This window comes from Lentimicrobium sp. S6 (assembly GCF_013166635.1).
Taxonomy (GTDB): domain Bacteria; phylum Bacteroidota; class Bacteroidia; order Bacteroidales; family UBA12170; genus UBA12170.
The window spans coordinates 44,349-70,017 of sequence record NZ_JABKBZ010000008.1 but is presented as its reverse complement, the minus strand read 5'-3'; the positions used below and the strand labels follow the sequence as shown (position 1 = coordinate 70,017).

Below are 25,669 nucleotides of genomic sequence, written 5' to 3'. Positions count from 1 at the left end.
GAATTTTATAATGCAAAGATAACGGCAAGGTTCAAGGTGAATGATATCAAAATCCAAGAGGATGATGTCAAAATCCGATATAGCTAGTTAAGAGTTTGTTAAGGACTGTCGAAACTGAGTGAAAGATATATTTTCTTCCTTTTTAAAGAAGCGACTAAAATGTGAGGATTCTTGAAATCCTATTTGAAATGCAATTTCTTTAGAACTAAGTTCGGTGTGCAATCCCAAGCGCTTAGCTTCCAAAATCAATCTTTGTTGAATGAGTTCTTTTGCAGTCTTGTTCATACTTGACTTTATTACATTATTCAAATAGTCTGATGATATTTTTAATTCTTTGGCATAGTCAGCTACTTTATGCCATGATTTGAAATTAGATTCTAATAGGGATTTAAAACTCTTGACTAGTTGCCCACCAGCTTGTAGAAACTGATCGCTATCTTCAGCTTTTGGAGGATGAGAATAAGGACTACATTCTATTAGAAATAGTTTGAGGTAAGCTCCAATTTTATCAAATTTAAAAGGATCGTTTTTGGGGAGTAGTTCGCGAATTTTGTAGACGAGTTCTTGGAGTTGATAAGCCGAATCGTGTGAGATTTGAATCGGAGGAGTGCTTCCGATATCGGAGAAAAGGTTGAGGTTAGAAATAAAAGTATCACTGATATCATTCTTGGCTAAAAAATCGCATGAAAACAAAATCACCATTCCCTTTGGATTCTCTGAATGGTCCACTTGATGCACTTGACCAGGACTCACAAAGAAGATATCGTTTGGTCGCATTTCGTATTCCTTATAATCGATAATATGCCGACCAGAATAATTTTGCGACCAAAGCACCGTGTGGTAATTGTGGCTATGCGGCGTATCAGTATGATGCCCAAACATCTCTATAACTTCCTCAACAGAACGGATAGCAAAATCCACCACCTGTTCATTATGACGAAGTTCATAAGCTGGAAAACTCCCTTCCTCTTGATTGACTCTTTTACCCATCTACTAAATCTTCCTTCCCATATATCTAATTAGTGAACTTTTGCCTTGATGAAACTCACCTTCATTTAAAACAGCGACCTCCTCAGATAACTCTATAGTTTCAAATCCTAAAAAATCTTCTTCAATCATTTCTTTAGTAAATAGCATCTTCACGTCTCTTGGGCCACTTCCTCTCTCATTCTCTTTACTAACTTCAAGATGAGATTGCGAAAAGCCTTCTAGTATAACGATTCCATACTTTTTCAAATATTTTTGATATTTTTGATGAATTAGCTGACGTATTTGAGGAGGGAAGTGAGCAAAAATCAGGACTAAAATATCATAACTTTCCTCTTCCAATTCGATATTTTGAAGATTGGCAACATGATATGTAATAGAAACTCCTTTTTCTTTTGCTAATTGCTCAGCCTTTCTTTTTCCACCATCACTAAAATCGATGGCAGTTACACCGAATCCTAATTGAGCAGCATAAACCGCATTTCGTCCTTCTCCTTCTGCAGGAAACAACACAGAACCCTTTTGATGGACTCGATTTAAAACTGTTTTTAAATATTTATTAGGCGCCATACCATAAGCATATTCATCACCTTGGTATCTCTCATTCCAAAATTCTTTCATATCACAAAGTAAACAGAAGTATACTTAAGAAATAAAGCTTTTATGTTTTTTAACAGGATTACTTGTTCCTTTTCTTCTTACTGAGTTTAGAGCCCAAAGGATATTTAAGGTTCTTGTATTCGAATAGTTCCCCTTTAATAGAACCAACAATAATTTCTGATTTCACTAAAATAGGTATTCTATTTTTATCATCAGTAATCCAAAGACTCATAGGATAGGGATTATCAAAAACCTCCCCAGTTATCACCATAGGAAGAAACTTATGGCAACGAAATTTCCCCATACTGGTTTCTACAATTTCAATTCCTTTGTAAATAATAGCAGAAGTATATACCGAATCATCTAAATAGAAATCTATTGGGAAATTATCATCCACCTGAATACTATCTATATCCAGGTTTCGAGCAAAATAAAAAGCGGACACCATATCCTGAGTATTCAAACCAATAGAAATTTCTTGTTGACGAGAACGAGCGGTCATGTTCAAGTAATCAAAATCTACATCATCTTCCACCTTATATCCGCCTTCATTCGTCCTTCGAACAAACCGGTAAGGTTTTAAAGATTCTTCATCGAACCATGATTCAAATTTATCTCGAACTTTAAAAAAGAAATCAAAAGAACCTGTTGAACGGCCACTACCAATGGCATGAAATGTTGTTCTTCCATTAAAGAAATCTTTGTCTTTGGCAATTTCCAAGGTTGCTTTTCCAGCATAAACCTTTCCTATTAATGGGGCATCATAATACACCCAATATTTAAGACTCTCACCTCTTTCGAATGCTAAGCTTTCCTTTCCTTGTGAAAATACCAAAAACCCACTAAGCATAAAAGCTAGTAGCATAGTCATTTTCAGTAGGATCCTCTTGATTTGGTTCATAGCATTGAATAAAAAGCAAACTTAAAAAAATATTAAGCGAGGTTTAGGTTAAAGAATACTAAAATTCAACAATTATTACTTAATAACAAAAAGTAGCTCTATTTCTATTTTAGCTCAAAACACTAAATAAACAAAGCCAAACGGAAAATAGTTTTTTATACGCAAAAAACAATTTGATTTAGGAAAATAACAATGTTTTCTTATATTTGTAGGGTAATTATAATTAATCACATTATGGCATTATTTTCATTTAAACAGCTTATATACGGTGGAATGGTAGCTATTGCTGGTGTTGACGGCGAAGTTACTTCCAAAGAAACGAAATTTGTAAATCAAGTTTTCGACAAATATTTAAAAATAAACTCCAAGGAGAAAAAAGAAGTCCTAAACGTTTGGGATGAAAAAGGTGATGACACCTTCACTGAAATCCTTATCGAGGAACTCAAAGATTTTCCAAAAAGAGATCAGATTGAAGCTTTTTCATATATTATGAAATTCATTAGCTGGTCTAAAACACAGTATAATCAAAGTAAAGCAGAGTCTACAAAAGGAGTCGATCCTATTAGAGCAGAGATGGATTTATACCATAAGAAAGCCGAAATGATTATGCGTTCTTTAGATTTTAATTCTAAAGAATATGCTGCGGCAACAAGAACAACAAGAACTGCAAAAAAATAGTTCTGTTAAGATATTTTAAAAGAGGATATTACTGATGTAGCATCCTCTTTTTTAGTTCTATATTTCCCTTTAACTTCATGATATCTAAATTGTATATATATAATCTTCACTATACCCTGTTATCTATAAATAATTTTACTTTTGCCAAATGATATCAATAGGAAAAACAATTATTTCGGAGGAGGTTGTCAAGAAACAATTTAGTTGTGACTTAAATGCCTGCCATGGTGAGTGTTGCATTCAAGGAGACAGTGGAGCTCCTTTAGAAGAGGAAGAAATAGGAGTTATAGAGGATTGTCTTGATGAGATAAAACCCTATATGACCAAAAGTGGAAAAGCCGCCGTTCGTAAAAATGGTATTTTTGACTATGATAGCGATGGAGACTTTGTAACTACCTTGGTAAAAGGACAAGAATGTGCTTTTGTATATTTTGAAGGTGAAATCGCCTTATGTGCTATTGAAAAAGCATATAGAGAAGGAAAAATCAATTATTACAAACCCATCTCTTGCCATCTATACCCCATCAGAATTAGTCAATATAAAGATTTTGAGGCCATCAATTATCACAAATGGGAAATTTGCGACCTCGCTTTACTTAAAGGTAAGAAAGAGCAATCGGCCATTTACGAATTCCTAAAAGAGCCACTCATCAGAAAATATGGTGAAGACTGGTATAAACAACTGGATGAAGAAGTGAAATCTGGTCGCTACGATGAGATTTTAAATAGAGAGTAGTAATGATGCTAACAAAAATAAAATGGCAGAATAAATATTTATTCTGCCATTTTATTTATCAGCACTATTCTATACTAGGTCAAAAGCTAATTTAAAATATTCATTAAATATTGACCATAGCCACTTTTTACCAACGGCTCGGCTAACTTTCTCAACTGGTCTTTGTCAATAAAGCCCATTCTATAGGCGACTTCTTCTATTCCTCCTATCATTAAACCCTGTCGGTTTTCGATGGCTTCCACAAACTGAGAAGCTTCATTTAATGAAGCGAAGGTTCCGGTATCTAACCAGGCTGTACCACGTCCAAGGATACCAACTTTTAGTTTACCCTCTTCTAAATAATGACGATTTACGTCGGTAATTTCATACTCACCTCTAGCACTTGGCTTTATATTTTTTGCTACTTCTATAACTGAGTTATCATAGAAATACAGACCAGGAACAGCATAATGACTTTTCGGTTTTTCTGGTTTTTCTTCAATTGTGATAGCGTTGTGATTATCATCAAACTCTACTACACCATATCTTTCTGGATCATTTACGTGATAAGCATATACAACACCACCATCAGGATCGCTATTAGCCTGAAGTAATTTACTTAAACCTTCTCCATAAAATATATTATCTCCTAAGACCAAAGCCACTTTATCATCACCGATAAACTCTTCACCTAAAACAAAAGCCTGTGCCAAACCATTAGGTACTTTCTGTACCTTATAACTAAATTTCAAGCCCAAGTTTTCTCCTGTTCCAAATAATCTTTCAAAATGAGGAAGGTCGTGTGGAGTTGAGATGATTAAAATCTCTTGTATTCCTGCCATCATAAGCACTGACAATGGATAATAAATCATTGGCTTATTATAGATGGGCATTAATTGTTTACTAACGGCTAAGGTTAAAGGATGAAGACGAGTACCGCTTCCTCCAGCTAATATAATTCCTTTCATAGGTTGTTCTTTTTTAACTTTAATCTAAGTTACAAATAAATAACGAAGATACAAAACCCTTGATATGGAATGACAGGGCAAACGCACACTTTGTTAAAAAGCTATTTTTAGAAGAAAATAGATTAATCTATAGGTATAATGCTAGCGCGGAAATGTTTTCCGTGCGAAAATATTAACATTAAGGAATGTATTTAAATCACACGGATTGCAAATCCGCGTTAGCTTTGTTAAAAATAATTAGAAAAATAAAAGTACGCGTTTGCCCTGTATGGAATGAAAGTGGTAACCTAATAAATCTTGAATTTTCTTAGATTAAAAATGTTAAATCTATTTATTGTACTTATTCAATTTTGACTCCTCGATATCTTCTTCATTCTTCTCATCCAAAGCTTCTAATAAAGGCTCTTTAAATTGCTTTGTAGTCATCCTTTTATCTAGTGTTAATAGTAAAGATGGTAAAAGAAACAAGTTGGAGAGTAAAGCGACAAACAAAGTAAAGCTGATTAGATAGCCCATACTTTTAGTCCCTCCAAACTGGCTAAAAGTAAAGATAAAGAATCCAAAAAACAGAACAATAGATGAATTAATCATACTGTATCCAGTCTCCCTTAAAGCAAGGATGACAGACTTTGATATTTGCCAATTATTCATTTTCAAATGAAGCCGATATCTCGACAAGAAATGTATGGTATTATCAACAGAAATACCAAGAGCAATACTAAAGATAAGAATAGTTGAAGGCTTAATTGGAATTCCAAAATAACCCATCATGGCAGCAGTTAATAGCTGTGGAATTAGATTTGGGATTAAACTAATAACTACCATTCTCGCCGATGAGAATAACAAGGCCATTAAAAGTGCAATAACAAATAAGGCCAAGAGGAGACTCTGAAACAAGTTCTTCACTAAATATTTGGTTCCTTCTAGAAATACGACACTTGTTCCCGTAACCTTAACATCGTATTTATCGGATGGGAAAATAGCTTCGATTTGTGGGACGAGACTGTCCTTTAAGCTTTCTATTTCTTTGGTTCCCAAGTTGGCCATTTGAACAGTCACACGAGTCACTTGCAAATCTTCATCTACAAAGGAGTTAATAAGTCCTTTCTGTCCACCCTCCATCTTTGGCATATACTGCATGATGAAGTTGGCTTCTTGATTGCTTGGAATTGAATATTTCTTTGGGTTTCCATTATAAAAACCTTGCTTACTAAATTTCACCAAATCCGCTACCGATAATGGTTTGGATAACTCTGTATACTGCCCCAAAACTTTAGTACTCAGTTTATCTAAACGCTTGATAAAGCTAAGTTTTAAAACACCTCTCTTCATTCTGGTATCTACAGTTATTTCTAAAGGCATTACTCCATTGAAATGCTCCTCAAAAAACATTAAATCTGTATATAGAACATCCTCATGAGGAATATCATCAACAATATTTCCAGTGGTTTTTAACTGGCTAACTCCAACAAATCCAGCAACCACAATAATAATACTTATCCAATAAGTTCTGGTTCTATAATTGGATACTAAAAACACCATTTTATCTAGGATAATACTAGTTGGTCCACTATCGATCTTATCTAGTCGTTTGAATTTAGGTGGTTTAGAATAGCTAAAGAAAACAGGAATTAGAACTAAAGTAAGAATATAGATTCCTAGAATATTTATGGAGGCAATGATACCGAACTCAACTAGAAGTTTATTCCCCGTTACAATGAATGCTGCAAAACCAGCTGCAGTGGTTGCATTAGTTAAAAAGTTAGCACTACCAATACGGGTCACCATTCTACTTAAAGCCTTTACTTTATTCTGGTGTGCCTTATATTCTGTTTGATATTTATTAAGTAAAAAGATACTATTCTCAATCCCTATTACTATCAATAATGGAGGGATGATACCTGTTAGAATGGTAATTTCATACCCCATTAAAGCAATACTACCTAGGGTCCATATTGTTGCAATAATAACAATTAAAATAGGGAAGAATACAGATTGAAAATTCTTAAAGAAAATGGTTAGAATAATAGCAGCGACTAATAATGCAAGAAAGATAAAAAGGTTCAATTCTCTTTTTACTAAATCTGAAGTGATCGTTCTAATATATGGCAAACCACTATAATGCATTTCAAGATCATGCTCCATACCAAAGCTATCCAAAATATCCTTAATGTCATAAATCAGGGGTACCCTTTCTTTGGTATTCAAAATCTCTTTATCCAAAGTAATCATCATCATTTGCACCTGAGAATCTGGATTATAAAGGAGGCCTTCGTAGAATTTTAAGCCCTGAATGATTTGGGCTAAGGAGTCTAATTCTTGTTGAGATTCGGGTCGTTTTTTCAGAACGGGATCGAAATCAAATTTCTTTTCCTCTCTATTCTTTGTTAATGTATATATATTGGTTACACTCAGTACCCCTTCCACACCTTCTACTTCTGACAATTGTTTGGTCAAGTCATACCAAGAATTAAATCGATTGAGTTGGTATATATCATCCAATTGGGCTCCAATAAACATCACCGCGCCATCCTGCCCAAATCTTTCTTTAAACCCATCATAATCCTGCATAATTGGATGATCGGAAGGAAGCATTTGTGCTAGCTTATAAGACATTTTATTCTGGGTGGCCATAAAAACCATGAAAGCAGTAATTAAGCCAATAACCAATAAATTATAAAAGCGGTAACGTAAAATTCCTCTGACAATATACTTCCACATAGGACTATTTTCTGATGTTAAAAAAGGACTGCAAACTTAGAACATTTAAGCTAATAATAAAAACCCAAATGATATAGAAACCATAGCTTTAACACTTATCAATAAGACTAAGAAATGTTCAAATTACAAGATTTCATAAAAGGCTTTGAATAGGTCTATTAGCAAGCAAGAATGAGGATTCTTAGAAATCATCATCCATTTCAAATTCTTCTTTTCTTAGGTTTCTATCAAACTTCTCACAGTCGATTTCTACAGCGAGTGGTTTTGAAGGCTTTTCAAAATCCCCTTGGCTAACATGAAGTTCTGGATCCTCATAAACTTTCCGCATATAAAGCGCCCAAATAGGCAATGCCATATTTGCACCTTGACCCAAAGTTATGGTTCTAAAGTGTGCTGAACGATCTTCACATCCTACCCAAACACCAGTTACTAAATCTGGTGTTAAGCCCATAAACCAGCCATCTGACTGGTTCTGAGTAGTCCCTGTTTTTCCTGCAATTGGATTATGGAAATTATACTTGTATCTCAATCGAACTCCAGTTCCACTTTCAACAACACCCTTCATTAAACTGATCATTAAATAGGCGGTTTCTTCACTCATGGCCTCATTAGCATCAGGACCAAAAACTTCCAATACATTTCCGTTCTTATCCTCAATATGAGTAATAAAATAAGGCCGTAAGTGAACACCTTTATTGGCAAAAGTACTCATTCCTCCCACCATTTCATAAAGAGAAATATCTGGAGTCCCTAAAGCGATGGCATGAACAGCGGGGATAGGACTTGTAATCCCCATATTCCTAGCCATTTTAACTACGGCACTAGGATTATACTTATCAATTAACTGTGCAGATATCCAATTGATGGAATTGGCCAATGCCCACTTCAAAGTCACTTCCTTGCCTTCAAATTTCTTATTACTATTTCTGGGTATCCATGAACTGCCATCTGGCAAAGGAATAATGGGCTGAACATTTGCCATTTTACTACAAGGCGACATATTCCCCTCCTGCATAGCCAAAGTATAAACAAAGGGTTTAAAGGTTGAACCTACTTGTCTGCGAGCTTGAGTAACATGATCATATTTAAAATAGGTATAATCCAATCCTCCCACATATGCTTTTACTTTCCCGCTTTTTGGCTCCATAGACATTAAACCTGATTGCAAAATAGACTTATAATATCTTATACTATCCATTGGAGTGAGTACCGTATCAATATCACCCTCCCAACTAAACAGCCGCATTGATATGGGTGTTTTAAAAGCCAATTCAATGGAGTCCATCGTTACTCCTCTATTTTTCATTAAACGATAACGTTCAGAGCGCTTCATTGCTGTAAAAAGAAGCTTATCAATTTCATCTTGAGCATTGGCTCGATCAAATACAAATGGCGCATTAGTATAGCCATTCCAATGTCGATAAAAAGCAGGTTGCAAATCTAATCCCAGATGCTCTTGAACGGACTCCTCTGCGTAATTTTGCATACGAGAATCTATGGTAGTATATATCCGCAATCCATCTTGATATAAATTATAAGGCTCACCATTTGGCTTATCATGTTCAGCACACCACCTCTTTAAATATTTCCTCAAATATTCTCTTAAGTAAGTTGCACTTCCTTCTGAATGACCTAATTTTCTATATTCCAATCCCAGAGGCTGAATAATGGCAGTATCATAGGCCATCTGGTCGATATAGCCATATTTTTTCATTTGACTCAGTACTACATTCCTTCTACTTGTAACTAATTCTGGACGGCGAAGAGGATTATAAAGTGAAGAGTTTTTAAGCATTCCTACTAAGGTAGCAGCCTCGGTAAGGCTCAAAGAATCAGGAGTAGAAGAGAAATACACCTTTGAAGCGGAATAAATTCCATCGGCATTATTTAAAAAATCATATTTATTTAAATACATAGCCATGATTTCATCTTTGGAATAACTCTTTTCCAACTTCACTGCTATCACCCACTCGTTGAACTTTTCTAAAACACGTTTACTATTATCTCGCGCACTTATTTTAGTATATAATTGTTTGGCCAATTGTTGAGTGATGGTAGAGCCTCCTCCTTTATGATTCCCACTCAAAACACCTATAACAACTCTAACCAGGGCTTTAAAATCGATTCCAGAATGTTCATAAAAACGAATATCTTCAGTGGCCACTAATGCATTTACCACATTTGGACTTAAGTCCCTAAAATCAACATCTTTTCTGTTTTCAATAAAATAAGATCCTAATTCTTCACCATCCTCAGAATAAATAACTGAAGCCTGAGAGATGAAAGGATTTTCTAATTCTTCAAACGTTGGCATAACCCCCAGTTTCCCTTGAGAAATAAGGACAAACATTAAAAATCCTAATCCAAAAGCTGTAATAAACAGGCTCCAGAATATGATAATCCACTTTCTATAAGGATATTTCTTATCCTTTTTTTCTTCAATAATAGAATGGGGTTCTAATTGCTCCGACATATATAAAATTGTTTACGGATAATACTCTAATCTAATTCCGATATCAGATATCCCTTGTAATTGTTCTTTTCGCATACCATGTTCAATCTTAAAAGAATATGTCCCTAGTTGAACAAAGCGCATGGCCTTTCTGAGAATAAAATGATGATATTTATACTTACCATAACCACTACCTAGCCATTTCCCATCTAAACTTGCCAATTGCAATTCTACGGTATCTCTTGCAACTATGTGATCAGGAAATGTGCTCTCTATAAAGATGTATAGGTTGGCATAAGGATATTCATTGGTGTTTCGAACATTCACATAAAAGTTAAATTGTGAATTAGTATCTTCAATATCCACAAAAAAATCCATAGATTCATTGGCTGACCATTCTTCTCCAGTTATTTCAATATTTTGTTCAAAATAACGATTAGAATCGCAAGAAGTAAAAAACAAGCTAACCAACAACCCAAAACCAAGAATTATTTTTAAATTTAGTTTCATCTAATATATAATGTAATAATGGGTTGTTTTATTGCCCATAATCCGTTTTCCATTGATCAATTTGCTTATTCCTCTCATCCATTTTATCCACATCAACTACTTCTGCCACAAATTTTTCAAGATTCTCAGGCTTTTTACCTTTTTTATTCTGTGCTAAAATATACTTCACTTTACTCACTGGGATGGCATGATGAAAAGCAGGGTCGTCCATATAGCTATACCACATAATATTCTTAAATATATCCATTTTTTGATATATAGCGTCACCTTTTCTAGTGGATAATGGTATAGAGGAGTCTGGAAACTTGTCTAATTCATCTATATAAGCATCTTGCTCAAAATTCAAACAACACTTTAGTTTACCACATTGGCCGGCCAGCTTTTGAGGATTTAAGGAGAGTTGTTGTGTACGAGCCACCTGAGTAGTAACCGATTTAAAATCAGTCATCCAAGTGCTACAGCACAATTCTCTGCCGCAGCTACCTATTCCACCTACTCGTGCTGCTTCTTGCCTAACTCCAATTTGCTTCATCTCGATTCTCACTTTGAAAGAATCGGCTAAAACTTTAATCAACTGCCTAAAATCTACGCGATCCTCAGCAGTATAATAGAAGATGGCTTTGGTTCCATCACCTTGATATTCCACATCATTCACCTTCATCGAAAGCCCAAGGTCTCTAGCCAACTGTCGACTTCTCACCATTGTAGGATCTTCCTTCTCCACCGATTTCATCCATTTTTCAATATCATTCAATCTAGCACGACGATACACCTTTTTCACAAAATCGGAATCGGGGCGAATATTCTTTTTCTTCATTTGTAAGCGGGCAGTTTCACCTGTTAAGCTTACAATTCCAATATCATGACCCGGAGATGCTTCTACAGCAATGATATCTCCTTTATTGAGTTCTAATTCGTCTGGTGTTTTAAAAAATGCTTTATGAGAATTTTTAAACCTTACTTCCACCACATTTGATTTTGTAAATCCTAAAGGAGTAGGAATATCAGCTAGCCATTCTCGAGAATCCAGTTTTGGACAGCTATTGGCATTTTTATTTGCAGACTTATCGAGTAGTTTATTGGAGGCACAACACCCTCTTGACATCATGATGTCTTCCTCCGGAACTTTTATATTATTATCCATTCTTGGTTTTCTAGTTAAAATAATTCTTCAGTCAGAATATGATTATGCGAGAATTAATGGATGGCAATAAATCACCAATCCTAATATGCAAATTTAAAAGAAATTTTGTGTTACTGAGGAATTTTCAATAATACGCTCAAATCAAGCGATAATTTCATGAAAAGAACTGATGCACTTGCATTTCTACCCACTTCAAAAATGGCCTGTTCAAATTTTTCTGTTAACTGAATACCGTTGTTAATATGAATAAAGGGAGAAAACTTGGTTAACCACTCACTTTCATAATGTGTAAGTTTATTTAAGGAAGGATGCCCATAATTTATCAATAGACTTTGTCGAATCAATCTAAGCGAGTAATTGAGAAAGTGTTTCTGATTCTCACGCCCAATTCTAGAAACTTTTTCTACAAAAGTTTTTATCTCTTCTAAACTTCCCTTTTTATAACACATCCTCATCCAACTTTGAAACAACATAAAATGTTCTTTCATTTGTTCTCCATCTCCTAAAATATGTTCTGCTCTTTGCAAATCGCCATCGGACAAAGCCACTGCGTTTTTAACTTGATTTTCAGGGAAATTAGAATATTTGGTTTTCAAATAAGCATATAATTCAAAATCATCAATTCTGGGAACAGGAATAATTTGAAACCGGGATTGTATGGTTTTTAATAGTTGATCTTTCTCATCAGCTACCATAATGATGATAGTATGAGCAGGAGGCTCTTCAAAAAACTTTAGAAGCACATTTGCCGAGCTCATATTCATTTTCTCAGGCTGCCAGATGATTAAAATTTTATACGGGGCTTCAACTGGTTTAAAACTCACATCCCTAACAATGCGCCGTGCCTCTTCTACGTTGATTATCCCTTGCTTATTCTCAATATTAATCTTCTTATACCAAGATTGTAATTCAGGGTAATAATGAGTCGAATTCAAATAACTTAACCAATCCTTGTAAAACATGGTACTGATTAAATCTTTAGAAGATGTGGAACGATTAACACCACCTTCTCTTGATTTAGCATCGCTATCACCTCCCCCTTTTGAGCTTTTATTAACAGGGAAAGAGAAGAATAAGTCAGGATGGCTCATGGCATTATACTTCTTACACGAAAGACAAACTCCACAAGAATCAGTTTCTGTTCTATCGGGGCAATTGATATACTGTGCATAGGCTACAGCCAAGGCAAATTTACCATTCACTCCTTTTCCTAGAAAAAGCTGAGCATGGCTAATCCTACCATTTTTCACCGTTTCTACCAAACTTTTCTTTAAATCACTTTGACCAATAATATCTTTAAATTGCATCCGCTAAATTTATCATGCAAAGGTAAAATATTCCATTAATAATTACGGACCGAAACAGAAAAAACCCCTTCATTTGAGTGAAGAGGTTTTTTTACGGAGTCTAATCACTTAGAATCTCCAAAATTATTTTTTATCTATTTCTTGAATTTAATGAATACTACAGTAACTGCTAAAACTCCTATCAACATAAATACCCAATTTGATAATGGTGCACTTGGAGGAGGAGGAGTGGACGAGTCGCCATCAACGTTAACAAAGTCAATTACATTAGCACGTCCAAAATTGTTTGTACCTTCAAATGCTACCTGATAAGTAGCTGATGGATTAGGCAAATCCAGAATGGCTTCCGTCCAAGTGGTAACCTCATCTGTAAAATTTGCTATTTCAACCCAAGCATCAGCATCGCTTATTCTGTAATAAACTGCAGTTGTATTCAAATCTGGCGCCCAGATTTCTTGTCCATAATAAAATGACATGGTTACCGTTGTGAATCCAGACAAATCCATTACCGGACTAACCAGTTTAGTTTTATTACCTCTAAAGGAACCAGATGCATATCTTGCATTAAGAACTCCTTCAAAAGCTGTAGTAATACTACCACCTGAAGAACCTGCTGCAAAAGTCCATGAGTACGTCCCTACTTCTTGAATCTGTGTCCAATCAGCTCTAGTTGTAGATACATCTTCAAATGTTTCAACAAAAGGAAAAGTAGTAATTGCAGTAACAGATTTTGATGAATTTTCAGGATAAATCGGAACAACATTTCCAGTTGGAGACTGTTCTTCTAACATCTTCAATTGATCTACTGTCAAATTAGCTTGATCAAATTCGTTTTGCCCTATCGCCGAGAAGGAGAAAATAGACACTGATAATAAAAACAAATAAATTTTTCTCATAATAATATAAATTTTTGATGAATAAATCACGATCAAAGACTTATATTAACAATAAATAGAATTAAGGATTAATCCTTATGGGTGATAGTCTGTTGTGTGTGGCTAAATTAAAACAATTTCCGAGATTAGCAAATTTAGTTTTTCCATATTATTATTTTGGATTATTATCAACGCTATTAATTATGAATTTTATACTTTTCTTATCAAAAAAACAGGAACTTTGCTAAAAAAATATGTCATTGGAACTCAAAAAGAAAAAACCCCTTCATTTGGATGAAGAGGTTTTTATATTTGGAGTCTACTCTATAGAACCTCCTAAATTGATTTTTGATTTATTTTTTGAATTTAAAGAAAACAGTAGTAACAGCTAAAACACCAATTAGCATAAATGCCCAATTTGATAATGGTGCTCCTGGAGGTGGAGGCGGAGGCGCTACAATACCATCAACAGTAACAAAGTCAATTACATTAGCACGCCCCCATTGGTTTGTACCTTCAAATGCTAGTTGATAAGTAGCAGATGGGTTAGGTAAATCCAGAACGGCTTCTGTCCATACATTAACATTATCTGTAAAATCAGCTATCTCAACCCAAGGATCAGTATCACTTATTCGGTAATAAACTGTAGTTGTATTTTGATCAGGCGACCAATATTCTTGACCATAATAAAATGATACAGTAACAGTTGATAATGCTGATAAATCCATTACTGGACTAACCAATTTAGTTTTATTACCTCTTGAGGAACCAGAAGCGAATCTTGCATTGAGAACCCCTTCATAAGCTATTCCAATACTACCACCTGAAGAACCTGCTGCATAGGTCCATGAGTAAGTCCCTACTTCCTGAATCTGTGTCCAATCAGCTCTAGTTGTTGATGCATCTTCAAATGTTTCCACAAAAGGGAAGCTAGTAACTGCAGTTACAGATTTTGATGAATTGTCAGTGTACATTGTAAAAAGCTCCCCAGATGGAGATTGTTCTTCTGCCATCTTTAATTGAGCAATTTGATCTTTTGTCAAATTCGTTTTTTCAATTACGTTTTGTCCTATCGCCGAGAAGGAGAAAATAGACATTGCTAAAAAAAGTAGATAAAATTTTTTCATAATAATATAAATGTTTGATTAGTAGATTTCCAAAAATTTATATTAATACTAAATGGAAGGAGGTATTACTCCTTAATTATTTATGAATGATGCATTTTGTGTGCCGCTAAATTAAAACAATTTTCCAAACTAACAAATATTAGATTTTCAACTTATTGTTTTGAATTTTCCTCAAATCTCATAACTTTGTAAACGATATTTTTTAATTCATAATGAAGAACCATGCTGAAAAAAAAGAAATCGCATGGGATTCTCTCGCATAGCGAGATTTGAAATCTGTCATTATTAACTTTTTTAATTTTAATAACAGATGAAAAAAAACGTATTAATTATTGGTGCCGCCGGAAGAGATTTCCATAATTTCAACACCTATTACCGCGGCAATGAAGACTATAATGTAGTCGCATTTACAGCAGCTCAAATTCCTGACATTTATGGCAGGAAGTATCCAACAGAGCTTGCAGGGGATTTATATCCTGAAGGAATTCCAATTTACGCTGAAGATGATTTAGAAAAACTAATCGACGAATTAAAAGTTGACGATTGTGTTTTCTCATACAGCGATGTACCTTATAATGTGGTCATGGGCATGAGTGCCAGAGTAAATGCTGCAGGTGCAAACTTCAATTTACTAGGTCCTAGAGACACTATGGTAAAAAGTACTAAGCCCGTCATTGCAGTTGGCGCTGTTAGAACTGGATGTGGAAAAAGTCAGACCTCTAGAAGAATTATTGAAATTTTAATGGAAAAAGGTCTTAAAGTTGTAGCTGTTCGTCATCCAATGCCATACGGAGACTTGGTTGCACAAAAAGTTCAACGCTTTGCCACTGTTGAAGATTTAAAACTTCACAAATGCACCATTGAAGAAATGGAAGAGTATGAGCCACATGTGGTAAGAGGTAATGTAATATACGCTGGTGTAGATTATGAAGCCATTTTAAGAGCTGCAGAAAACGATCCTGACGGTTGTGATGTAGTTTTATGGGATGGGGGAAATAATGATTTCCCATTCTACGTTCCAGATTTAAATGTAACAGTAGTTGATCCTCACCGTCCGGGACACGAATTATCTTATTATCCTGGCGAAGTCACACTAAGAATGGCCGATGTAGCGGTCATTAACAAAATGGATACCGCTGCACCTGAAGCCATTCAAATTGTAAGAGACAATATCGCAAAAATAGCACCTAATGCTATTGTTGTTGATGGCGCTTCTCCATTAAAGGTAGATGATCCTTCTATAATCAAAGGAAAGAGAGTATTGGTAGTTGAGGATGGCCCAACACTAACTCATGGGGAAATGAAAATTGGAGCCGGTACTGTTGCAGCCAAAAAATATGGCGCAAAAGAACTCGTTGACCCAAGACCATACACTGTTGGGAAACTCAGCGAGACTTTCGAAATCTATCCTAATATTGGCGCATTGCTTCCTGCAATGGGATATAGTGCTCAGCAATTAAAAGATTTAGAAACTACTATTAATAATACAGATTGTGAAGCCGTGGTTATTGGTACACCTATCGACCTCCAAAGAATTGTAAAAATTGATAAACCGGCGACTCGTGTTTATTATGATTTACAAGAAATTGGACAGCCTGATTTTGTAGGCATTCTCGACGACTTTGTGAAAAAATATAATTTATAATTTCAATGGCGGCTTTTTAGTCGCCATTTTTTTTGAAAAATAACTAATTTTACACCAAAAAAAATCAGCAGATGAAGAACCGAAGTTTAATTTCAATTAATGATTACAGCAAGGAAGAGCAGATTAGGATACTGGAACTTGCAGCAGAATTCGAAAAGAATCCTCGTCAGAAAATTCTTGACAACCACGTAATCGCGACTCTATTTTTTGAACCTTCCACTCGTACACGCTTAAGTTTTGAAAGCGCAATCTCGCAATTAGGTGGTAAAATTATAGGATTTACCGACGCCGCTAATTCTAGTGTTTCAAAGGGCGAAACATTAATGGACACTATAAAAACGGTGGCTAACTATTCCGATCTCATCGTAATGCGCCATCCTCTAGACGGTAGTGCAAGATGGGCCAGCGAAGTTTCTGATGTACCTATCATTAATGCTGGTGATGGTGCCAATCAACATCCAACTCAATGTTTGCTCGACATGTATTCTATCATGAAAACTCAGGGCTCTCTAGAGAATAAGCATATTGCATTCGTTGGTGATCTAAAATATGGACGTACTGTTCACTCTTTAGTAATAGCCATGTCTCAATTTAACGCTACCTTCCATTTGGTTTCTCCTCCAGAGCTAAAACTGCCAAGTGCCGTGAAGAAATACATTAAAGATGCAGGTTTAGATTATATTCAATACACTGATTTAAACAAAGCTATGGATAAAGTTGATATTCTTTATATGACCAGAATTCAGAAGGAACGATTTGCCGACCCTATGGAATATGAGAAAGTTAAGAATTCATACATCCTCAAGAATGAGCATCTTGAAAACACTAAAGATAATATGAAAGTGCTACACCCACTTCCAAGGGTAAATGAAATAGAAGAGGCCGTGGATCAAAATCCTAAGGCATACTATTTTCAGCAAGCTCTAAATGGAGTTTATGTTCGTGAAGCACTTTTGGCATATACATTAGGATTAAAAGAATAAGGAGGGAAAATCATGGATAAAAGAAAAGAATTAAAAGTAGCCGCCCTGGAAAACGGAACTGTGATTGATCATATTCCTGCAGCAAGTTTATTTCATGCTTTGAGGATTTTAAAATTAGACAAAGTAAACAATCAAATCTATTTTGGAACCAATTTACACTCTGAAAAATACGGCTTAAAAGGTATTATCAAAATCAGAGATCGCTATTTCAAAAATGAGGAGATCAACAAAATTGCATTAGTGGCTCCAACAGCAACCATTATTGAAATCAAGGATTTTTATGTGGTCAGAAAAGAAAATGTAGATACCCCTGAGATCGTTGAAAATTTTGTAAAATGCTTCAATCCTAAGTGCATCACCAATCACCAAGCAGTACCCACTCGCTTTAAAGTGATTTCTGATAAAGGGGAATTAAAACTTCGCTGTCATTATTGTGAAAAAATCACTACCAAAGACACCATGGAGTTTAAATAAACACTATAAAAAATGCCTGAATTTCATTCAGGCATTTTTTTCGTTTAACTCCTCTGCACATTAAATAATCTTTAAGGACATAAGCATTTTTTATATTTTGTAAAAAATTACTACATTTGACCTCCATTTTAAAATCAATTTTAAACTAAATAATTATGAAGAAAATTACTCACTGGCAATTAATATTTGCCCTTTTCTTAGGATTCTCAATTTCAACTATGGGACAAGAACTGCTTCTCAATGGCAATTTTGAAGCCTGGGATGACGCAACACACCCAACTAGCTGGACAAAAGTCGAAAATATCGATCAAGAATCTGGAGCTGGCTTAGTACATGGCGGAACTTATTCTGCAAAACATACTGGGGGCACCAAAGATTTAGGTCAAACAATTACTGGAATTGTCGCTGGAGAATCATACACATTAACAATGTGGTACAAGGTAGTTGAAAGCGATGGAACTGATGCCCGAATTTGGTCATATTGGAAAAATTCTGGAACTAACATTAATGATAATGGTGCAGAATTAAGAGGCCCTAACAACTCTTACCTAGATAATAATGGCGGAGCTTGGACTGAGTATACTGTTACTTTAAATGCTCCTGCTACTGCAAATGAATTTTATTTTGAAGTAAGAACATATGGAAGTGCCGTTACTTATTGGGATGACTTTTCTTTTTTCAAGAATGCAGCTTCATCGGTACCCGCACCTATTTTCGATCCTATCGCTGGAACATATACTGAAGCCCAAACAGTAACAATGACAACTCCTTCTAAAACTTCTTATGACATTTATTACACAACAGATGGAACAGATCCAGACAATACTGACAACTTATATTCAGCTCCTATCAATGTAGCAACCACCACTACTTTTAAAGCGGTTACTTTTGATGGTACTGATTATAGCCAAGTAACTACAGCTGCTTATGAAATTATCATTCCAGTTGAAGTAGCAACTATAGCAGAGTTAAGAACACAAGCTACTGGTTCACAAATTTATATTTTAACTGGTCAAGCTACTTTAACTTTTCAACAAAGTTATAGAAATCAAAAGTATATTCAAGATGCTACAGCAGCCATTTTAATTGATGATAATGGAGGAGCAATCACTACCACTTACAATATAGGTGATGGTATTACAGGCATCACAGGTACTTTAGGTGAATATGGTGGAATGTTACAATTTGTTCCTAACCAAGACCCTGGAGCTGCCACATCTACTGGTAATACTTTTAATCCTCAAGTGATTACTTTAGATGAATTTAATAATAACTTTGAAGATTATGAAGCAGAATTGGTTCAAGTTTTAGGGGTTACTTTTACTGATGGTGGTGGAGCTTTTGAAAACGGAGAGGTTTACGAAATTACTGATGCCAGTGGCAGTAGTAAAGCTACATCTAATTTCAGGACTACTTTCTGGAACGTAGAATACACAGGCGCAACCATTCCTACAGCACCACAAGATATAGTTTGCCTTCCAAACAGCACAAACGCTGGGATTTTCTTAACATCACGTGTTTCTGCAGATATCGTTGCTGCTCCAATACCTCCAGTACCTGTAAGTTCTAAAGGTATTATTATTGCTGGTTTATTAATTGGACTAGTAGTAGTGATTAGAAAAGGTAGATTATTCTAAGATATTTATCTTAACAACAATATTTGTAAAGCCTCCTTTGTGGAGGCTTTTTTTATGCCCTGTATTGATTAAAAGAAAACTAAAATGCCATATTACAGTATATGCTAACATTAATAAACATAAGTTAGAAGGGTATAATAATTGCGTTTTCGATGATAAAACTTTAACTTATAGCTTTCTTGTTTTCATATATAGTAACTAGACCTTCTTCGTTTTACTACACGACTTTACAAGAGTAACGTATAATCTTAAAACGAGACCTAATTACCCCCCTAGGCGAGTTCCAGCTGTTTCAGTATACCATCGGGAGACATCCGATACTTGAACAAATAGAATTATTGATTACTCAGCATCAAACTTGTCTTCAAAAGGAAATATGGAATATGATTTTTTAAACTACAAGGTTCTAAACACACAAAAAAACCCTAGCCTTTTCAGACTAGGATTCCCCCTATGTTGTTCAGATCAATTTCTGTTTACCGCATTACTTAATAATTAAATCGACCCTGCGATTAATTCTTTTAATATTCTCTGCTAAAGGCTCATCAAGACCATTATTGCTTAATGTTAATCTTTCTGCATCAATTTTAAATTCATCAATCAACATATTCATGACAGCTTCTGCTCTTTTTTGGCTTAGTTGCATATTATACTCAGGACTACCAACATTACTAGCATTCCCTACAACTTCACACTTTAATTTCTTGTTTTTCTTTAGCATCTTACCAATAACCGCAATCTCTCTCTCCATAGCTGGAGTGATATAGGTAGAGTTAAAAGCAAAATAGATACTGGTCATATCAATTCCTGAACCAGAGCCTGCAGAACGCACCACCATATTACCATTAGCATCCTCAGAAACCTCTCCAGCTAATTGTTCTTTGATTGCATTTGTTCTAGCTTCTAATTCTTCTTGTAGAATATTCAATTGCTCCTGATTATTAGCTACGGCCACTGACTGTTTAGCTAAATCATCTTTAATAGGCTTGGTTTCTGCTTTAATTTTAGCATCAATCTGTTTTCCAAATTTCTCAGACACCTCTTTCTCTACATCCTCTCTTACCATATCAGCAGTAATTTTCTGAGGAGTCAAACCAGGACGACCCAAATTAAACAATAAGCCCAGTGAAGAAAAAGTATAGTTGCTGGCATCATCAGTCAAATTACCACCCAAGTCAGGAGAGGATGTAAAACGATAACCAAATTCTGCATTTAAATTCACAATATCTTTCGCCCCTAATTTATAGGTGACTCCAATTCCCAAAGGCACTGCTATTAAAGCTTCCATAGCCTCTTGTTCTCCAGCTAAGGTATAACCTGTACCTGTTAAAAACGCACCATTACTATCAGTAATCTCGGTTCTATACATAGTGTAAGCACCACCACCTATCAGATAAAGTTCTCTTAAGTATTTTGGTGATTTTGAATAAAAGAAATCATTAAGGCTCAACTTTAATAAAAGTGATATCTCCATAAAATCAACATTAGCCGAAAGGTTGTTCTTATAATAACTACCATCCTCATTAAGCTTTACAAACTCACCATCAGATTTCATATTACCATAAACATAATCAGCACGTAAACCCACTTTAGTATTTAATTGCTTGCCCAGACTCACCCCTGCTCCCCAGCTGAAAGGATTATCTTTCAGAGGAGATAAAAAGAAAGTAGCACCACCCTTAACACCCACATACCAGTTATGCAGAAAACCATTGGTTTTTGCATCTTCTTTAATAACCCCTGCTTGGATTTTTTTCTTAGGAGCCTCCTCCTTCTTTTCAGTTTGTTCCTTCTTTTCATCAGTTTGTTCTTGAGCATTTACAGAACCTGAGAAAACAAAAGCAAAGGCAAACAAAGCCGTAAAAAAGTATCGAATAGAACGATTTTTCATGATATATTTATTATTTCAACAACAATCTTTTTTTCACACAATAAAAATATCTCTTATTTGCTCAAGAAAGATGACTAGGAAACAAAATAACAAACAGTTGGATGTTAATAAGCTCTACAGAAAATTGAGCAATTCGGAAAGGCTGTGAATATGAAATGTAGGAGCAAATCTGAGGTCCTCATGATGGAAATCAACAAAGACTTGATCTATATGGGCATTTCGTGCTCCCTGAATATCAGATACTTGATCATCGCCTATCATCAAAGACTCTTCAGCAGAAGCTCCCGCCTGCTTCATAGCAAAGTCAAACACGTCTCTGTGAGGCTTTTGCACACCTACCATCTCCGAAGTTATAATCTGTTCAAAATAAGGAGTTAAACCACTATTATCTAGCTTCACAAACTGCACCTCATTAAATCCATTTGTGATGATATGCATGGAATAGCGTTTTGATAAGTTTTTTAATACCAAAATAGCATTAGGGAAAAGGGCTGTTTTTGTGGGGCTTATTCTCACATAATCTTTCGCCATTTTTATGGCTAAATCCTCATCATCAATTTTAAAGTGTTGTAGGCTACCTCTAAATCGTTGCACGCTCAAGTAATCTTTCTCAATTTTCCCATCCTTATACAAATCCCATAAATGATGATTATAGTCCACATAAAAAGTATGGAAATCGGCAAAATCAATAATGGCCATATCACCTATTCTAGCCTCCTCATAAATCTCTTTTAAGGTTAAAACAGAATTTTTCTCGAAATCCCATAAGGTTCTATCTAAATCAAAAAACAGATATTTGTATTTCTTTGCCGTCATAAACTCATTATTTCAGTGGCGCAAAACTACGATTATCTCTGAAAAATATGTTTTTAAAGATAAATAACATTTAGAAATGAATTAATTCTATTAATTTAGCACCATAAAAAATACAAAAACAATTAAACATGAGTAAGGATATAAACAACTTAAACCCAAGGGAAATTTGGAAACACTTTTATAGTTTAACACAAATTCCTAGACCTTCGAAGCATGAAGATGCTATTCAGGATTTTATGATGAAGTTTGGTCAAGACTTAGGTTTAGAAACTATTAAAGATGAAGTTGGAAACATTATCATTAAAAAACCTGCAACTCCAGGAATGGAAGATAGAAAAGGTGTGATTTTACAAGGTCACCTTGACATGGTTCCGCAAAAAAACAGCGATAAAGTTCATGACTTTAAAACTGATCCTATTGAAACTTATGTTGATGGCGAATGGCTAACAGCCGACGGAACTACTCTTGGTGCTGATAACGGAATGGGTGTAGCTGCGGCAATGGCTGTTTTAGAATCAAAAGATTTAGTTCATGGCCCTATTGAAGCTTTAATGACAGCTGACGAAGAAACTGGCATGACCGGTGCATTTGGTTTGCAAAACAATGTTCTTGATGGACATATCTTATTGAATCTTGATTCAGAAGACGAAGGCGAATTATATATTGGTTGTGCTGGCGGCATCGACGGTACAGCAACTTTTGAATATAAAGAAGCTCATATTCCTAAGGGAAGTGTTGCTTACAAATTAATCGTTAAAGGATTAAAAGGTGGTCACTCAGGAATGGATATCATATTAGGCAGAGGTAACTCTAATAAAATCATGTTCCGTTTCTTAAAGCAAGCTGCCAAAGATTATGGTGTAAGAATTTCTAAAATCATTGGTGGTAGTTTGAGAAATGCTATTCCTAGAGAAGCGTTTGTTACCTTGGTGGTTCCTAATGAGCATTGCGCAGACTTTGAAAACTCAGTTGAATTTTTCGAAGGAATGGTTCAAAGCGAGTTAAGCTCCGTAGAACCTGATTTCACATTTACTTGTAAAGAGACTGCAATGCCAGACTCTGTAATTGATGAGAAAACCCAGAATGCTGTTATCAATGCTGTTTATGCTTGTCCTAACGGTGTGATGAGAATGAGTAATGATATGGAAGGCTTGACTGAAACCAGTACTAACCTTGCTATCGTTAAAAGCGGAAACTTTAAAATTGAAGTGCAAAGCTTATTACGTAGTTCTGTGGAAAGTGCTAAAAAAGACTTAGCCGAAATGATGGAATCTGTTTTCACATTAGCTGGTGCTGAAGTTACTTTTGATGGTGCTTATCCAGGTTGGAAACCAAATCCAAATTCTGAGATATTAGAAACTATGAAAAAGGTTTATAATGACAAATACGGAAGAGTTCCTGAAATCAAAGCTATCCATGCTGGATTAGAATGCGGACTATTAGGTGCTGTCTATCCTAAGTGGGATATGATTTCTTTCGGTCCAACTATCAGAAACCCACACTCTCCAGACGAAAAGGTAAATATAGAGACTGTAGGTAAATTCTGGGATTTCCTAGTAGAAACATTAAAGAATATTCCTAAAAAATAATAGTGAATAAACAATAAAAAAAGCTTGTAGGCCATATACTTGCAAGCTTTTTTGTTTATTAAAAAAAAGTATTCAAAATATTTGCATTTATTAAAAAAGGGCGTATTTTTGCAGTCCCAAAAAAATAAAGAAAATGAGCAAGAGAACATATCAACCATCTGTACGTAAGAGAAAAAACAAGCATGGATTCAGAGCTAGAATGGCTAGCAAGAACGGAAGAAAAGTTTTAGCGCGCAGAAGAGCAAAAGGAAGACATAAATTGACAGTTTCTGACGAGTTTATCGGAAGAAAATAGATTTAATATAGGTACATTTCAGGCTAATAGTCTGAACCGCAAAAGCCCGTTCGGATTCATTCCGGTCGGGTTTTCTAGTTTATCCTCATCCCAAAGCTATGAAAGACCAATATAGAAACTCAGTAGAGTTTTTTAAAGAAAAAGAGTTCGACGAGAAAGAAAAGGAACATTCTCTGATTCTTGCCGCCTACGAACTCAAAACCCCAGATAACGCTGGCTCCATCATAAGATTGGCTGGAAACCTAGGTATTTCGGAAGTGTATTTTATTCATGAGAATTTTGAAATGAGACCTCGCAAAATGACTCGTGTGGCACATTCCAGCCTAGGCCATGTGAATTATCACATTGTTACTGAAAAAGAATTCTGGGAACAAATTGAGGAGGGTTATGAGGTAGTGGCCCTAGAGACCACAGAGCAGAGCAAAAATATATTTAGCCACTCTCTTCCGAAAAAATGCGTTTTGATGTGTGGTAATGAGCGATTTGGTATTAGTAATGAGGTTTTACAAAAATGTCATCAAAGCGTTTTCATTCCAAACCCAGGCAAAACAAGTTCGATGAATGTTTCTCATGCGCTTACCGTGGGCGCTTTTGAATGGGCTCGTCAGAATTGGCCTAGCCAGATGAAAATTGATTAACAGCTACCACAAATATACGAATGTTTATTTGCTCAATAAAAGAGGAACGCTAATTTACGCGAATCAGAAAGGATTTTCGAATTGACTGCTCGTTTGCTAACATTGATGACCTGTGGATTACACGGATTAATGGCTGAATGAGTGAATCGATTGAACTACTTAATGAATCCGCTTCCCTGTCTCCTAAGCTCCAGTTCGTTTTGCAAACCTAATCTTCCAGATTTACTCAAAACAAACATGGACCCATAAGTTGCCACTAATGTACTAATGAATTACACCATACGATATATTTGGTTTTACATGAATTCTGCTCGCTAGCTCGCTTTAAGAGGGAACGCTAATTCCCACGGATTAAAAGGAATTATCGTAGGTTATTATTTGGGGATTAACTTCTTCGCCAACGCCCCAGCCTCCCTCTCTCCAACTCTCCCTCACCAATTCGCCAGCTCGTTTTAAAAACCTAAACTTCCAGGCTTACTCAACTTAAAACTTCACCCTTGATCCTACATGAAAAAAGGGAGCCACTCAGCTCCCTCGTATTACTGTTTTTTCTCGTTCTTCTTTTTAAACCTACCGGATTTTTTCAAAGCTTCGGCAATAATCCATTCCAATTGACCATTGGTGCTTCGGAACTCATCCTCTGCCCATTTCTCAACAGCCTCCATCATCTCTTCGTTCAATCTTAATGCAAATGCTTTTTTCTTTGCCATGGTTTA

23 protein-coding genes are annotated in these 25,669 nt (G+C 35.4%); 9 read left to right on the top strand and 14 right to left on the bottom strand.

Annotated features, from left to right (window positions below; genetic code table 11):
* Nucleotides 1–87: 87 nt before the first annotated feature.
* From HNS40_RS05020 to HNS40_RS05010, 3 genes are read right to left on the bottom strand one after another with little or no spacing between them, the layout of a single operon-like run.
* On the bottom strand, nt 88–990 hold the full coding sequence (locus HNS40_RS05020; protein WP_172278307.1) for a helix-turn-helix domain-containing protein: 903 nt from the start codon (nt 988–990) through the stop codon (nt 88–90).
* 3 nt (nt 991–993) lie between these two features.
* Nucleotides 994–1,608: a bifunctional 2-polyprenyl-6-hydroxyphenol methylase/3-demethylubiquinol 3-O-methyltransferase UbiG gene (locus HNS40_RS05015; RefSeq protein WP_172278305.1), complete on the bottom strand. Its 615-nt coding sequence runs from the start codon at nt 1,606–1,608 to the stop codon at nt 994–996.
* A 58-nt stretch (nt 1,609–1,666) separates the two neighbouring features.
* A complete protein-coding gene (locus tag HNS40_RS05010) occupies nt 1,667–2,458 on the bottom strand; it encodes a DUF3108 domain-containing protein (protein ID WP_172278303.1) in 792 nt (263 codons plus the stop codon).
* A 264-nt stretch (nt 2,459–2,722) separates the two neighbouring features.
* On the opposite strand from HNS40_RS05010, the gene HNS40_RS05005 reads away from it, so the two are divergent.
* Both HNS40_RS05005 and HNS40_RS05000 read left to right on the top strand, forming a co-directional pair.
* On the top strand, nt 2,723–3,166 hold the full coding sequence (locus tag HNS40_RS05005; protein WP_172278301.1) for a TerB family tellurite resistance protein: 444 nt from the start codon (nt 2,723–2,725) through the stop codon (nt 3,164–3,166).
* A gap of 148 nt (nt 3,167–3,314) precedes the next feature.
* Nucleotides 3,315–3,902: a DUF3109 family protein gene (locus HNS40_RS05000; protein ID WP_172278299.1), complete on the top strand. Its 588-nt coding sequence runs from the start codon at nt 3,315–3,317 to the stop codon at nt 3,900–3,902.
* 86 nt (nt 3,903–3,988) lie between these two features.
* Here the strand turns inward: HNS40_RS05000 and rfbA are convergent, their stop codons facing one another.
* The 8 genes from rfbA to HNS40_RS04960 form a co-directional block, all read right to left on the bottom strand.
* Complete coding sequence (gene rfbA / locus HNS40_RS04995; RefSeq protein ID WP_172278297.1) at nt 3,989–4,849, bottom strand: glucose-1-phosphate thymidylyltransferase RfbA; 861 nt, start codon at nt 4,847–4,849, stop codon at nt 3,989–3,991.
* Between the two features lie 327 nt (nt 4,850–5,176).
* Nucleotides 5,177–7,570, bottom strand: a complete 2,394-nt coding sequence (locus HNS40_RS04990) for an RND family transporter (protein WP_172278295.1) — start codon at nt 7,568–7,570, stop codon at nt 5,177–5,179.
* A 181-nt stretch (nt 7,571–7,751) separates the two neighbouring features.
* Nucleotides 7,752–10,043, bottom strand: a complete 2,292-nt coding sequence (locus HNS40_RS04985) for a penicillin-binding protein 1A (protein WP_172278293.1) — start codon at nt 10,041–10,043, stop codon at nt 7,752–7,754.
* A 12-nt stretch (nt 10,044–10,055) separates the two neighbouring features.
* A complete protein-coding gene (locus HNS40_RS04980; RefSeq protein ID WP_172278291.1) occupies nt 10,056–10,532 on the bottom strand; it encodes a gliding motility lipoprotein GldH in 477 nt (158 codons plus the stop codon).
* A 28-nt stretch (nt 10,533–10,560) separates the two neighbouring features.
* The gene (locus HNS40_RS04975; RefSeq protein WP_253916237.1) at nt 10,561–11,676 is read right to left on the bottom strand and encodes a regulatory iron-sulfur-containing complex subunit RicT; all 1,116 of its coding nucleotides are present in this window, start codon (nt 11,674–11,676) and stop codon (nt 10,561–10,563) included.
* 110 nt (nt 11,677–11,786) lie between these two features.
* Entirely contained in the window at nt 11,787–12,983 is a 1,197-nt protein-coding gene (locus tag HNS40_RS04970; protein WP_172278289.1) for a DNA polymerase III subunit delta, read from the bottom strand.
* 134 nt (nt 12,984–13,117) lie between these two features.
* Entirely contained in the window at nt 13,118–13,879 is a 762-nt protein-coding gene (locus HNS40_RS04965; RefSeq protein ID WP_172278287.1) for a hypothetical protein, read from the bottom strand.
* A 332-nt stretch (nt 13,880–14,211) separates the two neighbouring features.
* Nucleotides 14,212–14,901, bottom strand: a complete 690-nt coding sequence (locus HNS40_RS04960; protein WP_172278285.1) for a hypothetical protein — start codon at nt 14,899–14,901, stop codon at nt 14,212–14,214.
* Between the two features lie 394 nt (nt 14,902–15,295).
* On the opposite strand from HNS40_RS04960, the gene HNS40_RS04955 reads away from it, so the two are divergent.
* The 4 genes from HNS40_RS04955 (at nt 15,296) to HNS40_RS04940 (ending at nt 19,724) form a co-directional block, all read left to right on the top strand.
* Nucleotides 15,296–16,630 carry a cyclic 2,3-diphosphoglycerate synthase gene (locus tag HNS40_RS04955; RefSeq protein ID WP_172278283.1) on the top strand — a complete coding sequence of 445 codons (1,335 nt, stop codon included), beginning with the start codon at nt 15,296–15,298 and terminating at the stop codon, nt 16,628–16,630.
* 71 nt (nt 16,631–16,701) lie between these two features.
* A complete protein-coding gene (gene pyrB / locus HNS40_RS04950; protein WP_172278281.1) occupies nt 16,702–17,613 on the top strand; it encodes an aspartate carbamoyltransferase in 912 nt (303 codons plus the stop codon).
* Nucleotides 17,614–17,625: 12 nt separating this feature from the next.
* Entirely contained in the window at nt 17,626–18,087 is a 462-nt protein-coding gene (pyrI, locus tag HNS40_RS04945) for an aspartate carbamoyltransferase regulatory subunit (RefSeq protein WP_172278279.1), read from the top strand.
* A 155-nt stretch (nt 18,088–18,242) separates the two neighbouring features.
* The gene (locus HNS40_RS04940; RefSeq protein WP_172278277.1) at nt 18,243–19,724 is read left to right on the top strand and encodes a chitobiase/beta-hexosaminidase C-terminal domain-containing protein; all 1,482 of its coding nucleotides are present in this window, start codon (nt 18,243–18,245) and stop codon (nt 19,722–19,724) included.
* Nucleotides 19,725–20,208: 484 nt separating this feature from the next.
* Here the strand turns inward: HNS40_RS04940 and HNS40_RS04935 are convergent, their stop codons facing one another.
* The gene (locus HNS40_RS04935) at nt 20,209–21,615 is read right to left on the bottom strand and encodes an OmpA family protein (RefSeq protein ID WP_172278275.1); all 1,407 of its coding nucleotides are present in this window, start codon (nt 21,613–21,615) and stop codon (nt 20,209–20,211) included.
* Between the two features lie 114 nt (nt 21,616–21,729).
* On the bottom strand, nt 21,730–22,431 hold the full coding sequence (locus HNS40_RS04930; RefSeq protein WP_172278273.1) for a YjjG family noncanonical pyrimidine nucleotidase: 702 nt from the start codon (nt 22,429–22,431) through the stop codon (nt 21,730–21,732).
* Between the two features lie 128 nt (nt 22,432–22,559).
* Here HNS40_RS04930 and HNS40_RS04925 point away from each other — a divergent pair, with 128 nt between their 5' ends.
* The 3 genes from HNS40_RS04925 to HNS40_RS04915 all read left to right on the top strand — a co-directional run bounded on the left by HNS40_RS04925 (nt 22,560) and on the right by HNS40_RS04915 (nt 24,953).
* Nucleotides 22,560–24,020: an aminoacyl-histidine dipeptidase gene (locus HNS40_RS04925; protein ID WP_172278271.1), complete on the top strand. Its 1,461-nt coding sequence runs from the start codon at nt 22,560–22,562 to the stop codon at nt 24,018–24,020.
* Nucleotides 24,021–24,153: 133 nt separating this feature from the next.
* On the top strand, nt 24,154–24,315 hold the full coding sequence (gene rpmH, locus HNS40_RS04920) for a 50S ribosomal protein L34 (RefSeq protein ID WP_172278269.1): 162 nt from the start codon (nt 24,154–24,156) through the stop codon (nt 24,313–24,315).
* Between the two features lie 98 nt (nt 24,316–24,413).
* Nucleotides 24,414–24,953 carry a TrmH family RNA methyltransferase gene (locus tag HNS40_RS04915; RefSeq protein WP_172278267.1) on the top strand — a complete coding sequence of 180 codons (540 nt, stop codon included), beginning with the start codon at nt 24,414–24,416 and terminating at the stop codon, nt 24,951–24,953.
* Nucleotides 24,954–25,492: 539 nt separating this feature from the next.
* On the opposite strand, the gene HNS40_RS04910 is transcribed toward HNS40_RS04915, so the two are convergent.
* On the bottom strand, nt 25,493–25,663 hold the full coding sequence (locus HNS40_RS04910) for an Arc family DNA-binding protein (RefSeq protein ID WP_172278265.1): 171 nt from the start codon (nt 25,661–25,663) through the stop codon (nt 25,493–25,495).
* Between the last annotated feature and the right edge of the window lie 6 nt (nt 25,664–25,669).

Coding starts and splice junctions, on each gene's coding strand:
- HNS40_RS05005 (WP_172278301.1), top strand. CDS start 2,723: ATGGCATTATTTTCATTTAAACAGCTTATATACGGTGGAATGGTAGCT.
- HNS40_RS04930 (WP_172278273.1), bottom strand. CDS start 22,431: ATGACGGCAAAGAAATACAAATATCTGTTTTTTGATTTAGATAGAACC.
- rpmH (WP_172278269.1), top strand. CDS start 24,154: ATGAGCAAGAGAACATATCAACCATCTGTACGTAAGAGAAAAAACAAG.
- HNS40_RS04935 (WP_172278275.1), bottom strand. CDS start 21,615: ATGAAAAATCGTTCTATTCGATACTTTTTTACGGCTTTGTTTGCCTTT.
- HNS40_RS04970 (WP_172278289.1), bottom strand. CDS start 12,983: ATGCAATTTAAAGATATTATTGGTCAAAGTGATTTAAAGAAAAGTTTG.
- HNS40_RS04925 (WP_172278271.1), top strand. CDS start 22,560: ATGAGTAAGGATATAAACAACTTAAACCCAAGGGAAATTTGGAAACAC.
- HNS40_RS04975 (WP_253916237.1), bottom strand. CDS start 11,676: ATGGATAATAATATAAAAGTTCCGGAGGAAGACATCATGATGTCAAGA.
- HNS40_RS05010 (WP_172278303.1), bottom strand. CDS start 2,458: ATGACTATGCTACTAGCTTTTATGCTTAGTGGGTTTTTGGTATTTTCA.
- HNS40_RS04910 (WP_172278265.1), bottom strand. CDS start 25,663: ATGGCAAAGAAAAAAGCATTTGCATTAAGATTGAACGAAGAGATGATG.
- pyrB (WP_172278281.1), top strand. CDS start 16,702: ATGAAGAACCGAAGTTTAATTTCAATTAATGATTACAGCAAGGAAGAG.
- HNS40_RS04990 (WP_172278295.1), bottom strand. CDS start 7,570: ATGTGGAAGTATATTGTCAGAGGAATTTTACGTTACCGCTTTTATAAT.
- HNS40_RS04980 (WP_172278291.1), bottom strand. CDS start 10,532: ATGAAACTAAATTTAAAAATAATTCTTGGTTTTGGGTTGTTGGTTAGC.
- HNS40_RS04955 (WP_172278283.1), top strand. CDS start 15,296: ATGAAAAAAAACGTATTAATTATTGGTGCCGCCGGAAGAGATTTCCAT.
- rfbA (WP_172278297.1), bottom strand. CDS start 4,849: ATGAAAGGAATTATATTAGCTGGAGGAAGCGGTACTCGTCTTCATCCT.
- HNS40_RS04985 (WP_172278293.1), bottom strand. CDS start 10,043: ATGTCGGAGCAATTAGAACCCCATTCTATTATTGAAGAAAAAAAGGAT.
- HNS40_RS05020 (WP_172278307.1), bottom strand. CDS start 990: ATGGGTAAAAGAGTCAATCAAGAGGAAGGGAGTTTTCCAGCTTATGAA.
- HNS40_RS05015 (WP_172278305.1), bottom strand. CDS start 1,608: ATGAAAGAATTTTGGAATGAGAGATACCAAGGTGATGAATATGCTTAT.
- HNS40_RS04940 (WP_172278277.1), top strand. CDS start 18,243: ATGAAGAAAATTACTCACTGGCAATTAATATTTGCCCTTTTCTTAGGA.
- pyrI (WP_172278279.1), top strand. CDS start 17,626: ATGGATAAAAGAAAAGAATTAAAAGTAGCCGCCCTGGAAAACGGAACT.
- HNS40_RS04965 (WP_172278287.1), bottom strand. CDS start 13,879: ATGAGAAAAATTTATTTGTTTTTATTATCAGTGTCTATTTTCTCCTTC.
- HNS40_RS04915 (WP_172278267.1), top strand. CDS start 24,414: ATGAAAGACCAATATAGAAACTCAGTAGAGTTTTTTAAAGAAAAAGAG.
- HNS40_RS05000 (WP_172278299.1), top strand. CDS start 3,315: ATGATATCAATAGGAAAAACAATTATTTCGGAGGAGGTTGTCAAGAAA.